The following is a 3,312-nucleotide window of genomic DNA, read 5'->3' as shown; positions in this document are numbered from 1 at the left end:
CCCCGCGCGAGCGCGCGCCGATGAGCACGCCGTGCAGCGTCATGCCAGCTGCCGCAAGCGCTCTGCTGATATCAATCGGGCAATGTCCTGGCCGCCGGGATCTTGGAAAAGCTGCAGACCAAACTCTGGAAGAATTGCGATCAGGTGATCGAAGATGTCGGCCTGTATCGCCTCGTAGTCCGCCCAGGCCGTCGTGTTGGTGAACGCGTAGATTTCCAGAGGCAGACCTTGCGGACCAGGTTCCAACTGGCGAACCAGTAGGGTCATGTGCTGGGCGATTGCGGTATGGGATTTCAGATAGGCCAGGACGTAGGCCCGGAAGGTGCCGATGTTGGTCACCCGACGGGTGTTGACTTGGTCGCACCCTGCCTCGACCAACGCGGCGTTGCTGCGTTCGAGCTCGACCTGTTTGCGATCAAGATACTCATCAATCAGCGTGAACTTCTTAAGCGTCGCGCGCTCCACCGGAGAGAGAAACCGGACGCTGGTCTGGTCGATCAGCAGGGCGCGTTTGATCCGCCGACCGCCGGTGTCAAACATCCCTCGCCAGTTCTTGTAGGACTCGGTGATCAGCCGGTGGGTCGGGATGGTGGTGATTGTCTTGTCCCAGTTCTGCACCTTGACCGTATGCAGAGCGATGTCGATCACATCGCCGTCGGCGTTGAGCTGGGGCATCTCGATCCAGTCTCCGACGCGCAGCATGTCGTTCGACGTCAATTGCACCGACGCCACCAGCGACAGGATGGTGTCCTTGAAGACCAGCATCAGCACCGCCGCCATCGCGCCCAGCCCCGACAACAGCAACAGGGGCGACTGCTCCATCAGAGCAGCCGCGACCAGGATTGTCGCACCCGCATAGATCAGGATCTTGACCACCTGCACGTAGCCCTTGATCGGTCGCAGAGCGGCGTCAGGACGCTGCTGGTAACGTGCATTGAGCAGATTGAGGGCGGCGCCGATCGCCAAGGCGAGCGTCATGACGATAAAGGCGCTCGCCACATTGCGCGACACCGTGACGAGGGCCTCAGGCAGATAGGGGACGGCGCCTATTCCGCGGGCGACCACGATCGCCGGGACGATATTGGCCAGCCTGTCGGTGATTGGGGTTAGCAATTCGCCATTGACGTGCCCCCAGGCGCTCACAATTCGCCGGAAGAGACGCAGGATGACAAGTTTGACGACGAGGTTCGCCAGGAACGCGACCAAGGCCAAAAGCCCAAGGCCAAGCAGGGCCTGCAGCCATGGCTGCAGCACCGGAAGGTCAAGCGGATAGTCAGAGATGGCGATGTCTTTCAGGCGGGGCTTCCAACGCTGTCGGAAGCCGTGAAGCGTTCGGATAGGCGCGAGCCGCAGGCCTTCGCGGCAGCGCTGGCCTTAGGCGAACGCGCGGCGCAGACGGTCCAACTGCTCTGGCGGCGGCGCCCAATCAGCCATCGCAGGCTCCGGCGCTTCGCCCCCTTGGGCGCCAATCAGCCAGGAGTGGACGCCCCAATCGCTCAACAGTTTGCTGGCCAGTTCGGCGCCGCCTCGTCGCCCCGTGGGGGTCCCGGCGACAATCGCCACCGTCGGCTTTGTCTGAGCTGCAAGCGCTAGCGCCATGCCAGCCGTCGAAACGGGACCCAGAGAATTCATACCTTCAAACGAAAGCCTGCTCAGAATTTCAGAAGAATAATTCTGATCATCACAAATAACGAGAACAGTCTCCAAGACAGCCCTCCTTCTTCATTGTTTCTATGTTCTTGATAGCTCGCATCTTATCGCGAGCACCAAGCCAGCGCCACCGCCGAAGCCTGACAATTACGTGAGGATTTGGTGCGAGACTCGCCCTAAAAGGGAAAGAAGAGGGGAATGACAGCTACGCCGGCCAACCAAGTCAACAGATTCAACGGCACGCCGATGCGCACGAAGTCCATGTAGGAGTAACGGCCCAACTGGTAGACCAGCACATTAGTCTGGTATCCGAACGGCGTCGCGAAAGCAGCGCTAGCGGCCATCATGATCGCGACCAGGAACGGGCGAGGATTGACCCCCAGGCTTTCGGCGAGCGCAACCGCCACCGGCGTCAACAGCACGGCCACGGCGGCGTTGGAGAGCATTTCAGTGAGAAAAAGAGTGACGCCGTAGAGCAGGGCCAGGGCGAGCAGCGGCCCAAGTGAATTCACCCAGCCGACCAGCGTGTTGGTCGCCAACGCCGCCAAGCCAGTTACTTCAAGCGACAGGCCGATCACGACCATCCCGGCGATGAGCAACAGGATTTCGGGCCGCAATCCCTTGTAGGCGTCTTCAGCGCTGATCACTCGCATCAGGACGAGGGCCACCGCTCCGGAGAAGGCCGATGCTGCGATTGGGGTGATCCCCAAGGCCGCAACGAGAACGACAAGCACAAACACCCCCAGCGACGCGAAGGCTTGCAGGGGCTTGAAAGGGCGGTCGAGCGGAAAGATATCAGGGTCGTCGCCCGTGGCCGACTTGGCCTTGAGCGGAGCCTCTCCAGCGACGTGATCATCCTCCTGCGTGAGTAGCCGACCACCGAACAGAAACAGGTAGAGCCCGCCCACGACCGCCACGACTAGCGCGACCGGCGTCGCCTCGAACATTCCAAAACCCGGCTGTCCGGCGTTTCGCGCCATGTCGTTGACGAGAAGATTGGTGGACGTGCCGATCAAGGTGCAGGCGCCGCCCAAAATGGTCACATAGGACAAAGGGATGAGGAACCGTTTGGGCGAGAGCCCCATAGAATTGGCGACATCTCGGACCACCGGCGCAGCTAGAACGACGATCGGCGTGTTGTTGAGGAAGGCCGATGCGGCTCCCGCAATTCCGATAACGATCCAAACCCCGAGCGCGCCCAACCGGGCGCAGAGTCGGACGGCGCCGCGGATAAGCAGGCCCAGCAGCCCCGACAACTCCATGGCGTAGGCGATCACAAAGAGCGAGGCCAAGGCGATGATGGCCGGGCTCGCAAACGCGCCCTGCACCTCAACCGGCCTGATCGTTTGTGTCGCAAGCAGGACGGCTGCGCCCGCTAAGGCGACGATATCCGAACGCACCTTGCCCCAGATCAACGCCGCGACCACAGCCACGAGGACCAGCAAGGCGACAATTTGCGGGTGAGTCATCCGTAGATCCGACCCACCTGGGGCGCTTGGGCTTGACGCCTGCCTAGATATCTCGCCGTTTTTGGTCCGTTGGGGGTTGTAAGCACTCGGCGCCGATCTGCTAGGCTATGACGATGCCAAACAATAGACTGGGGTCACGGGACCGCAAACTCGCCCTCGTCGGGCCGATCGTCATCGCCGCCGCCGTCAGCGC

The 3,312-nt window shown here is 61.5% G+C and carries 3 protein-coding genes; all 3 read right to left on the bottom strand.

The window, feature by feature from the left end; translation table 11 throughout:
* Positions 1-39: 39 nt before the first annotated feature.
* The 3 genes from Q7T84_RS11865 to Q7T84_RS11855 all read right to left on the bottom strand — a co-directional run bounded on the left by Q7T84_RS11865 (position 40) and on the right by Q7T84_RS11855 (position 3,119).
* On the bottom strand, positions 40-1,254 hold the full coding sequence (locus tag Q7T84_RS11865) for a mechanosensitive ion channel family protein (RefSeq protein ID WP_304809038.1): 1,215 nt from the start codon (positions 1,252-1,254) through the stop codon (positions 40-42).
* Positions 1,255-1,374: 120 nt separating this feature from the next.
* Positions 1,375-1,707, bottom strand: coding sequence for a hypothetical protein (locus tag Q7T84_RS11860; protein WP_304809036.1), 333 nt, complete (start codon positions 1,705-1,707; stop codon positions 1,375-1,377).
* A gap of 119 nt (positions 1,708-1,826) precedes the next feature.
* Complete coding sequence (locus Q7T84_RS11855; protein WP_304809034.1) at positions 1,827-3,119, bottom strand: SLC13 family permease; 1,293 nt, start codon at positions 3,117-3,119, stop codon at positions 1,827-1,829.
* Positions 3,120-3,312 lie beyond the last annotated feature (193 nt).

Source organism: Phenylobacterium sp. (assembly GCF_030654915.1).
Taxonomy (GTDB): domain Bacteria; phylum Pseudomonadota; class Alphaproteobacteria; order Caulobacterales; family Caulobacteraceae; genus Phenylobacterium.
This window is presented reverse-complemented; position numbering and strand designations above follow the sequence as displayed.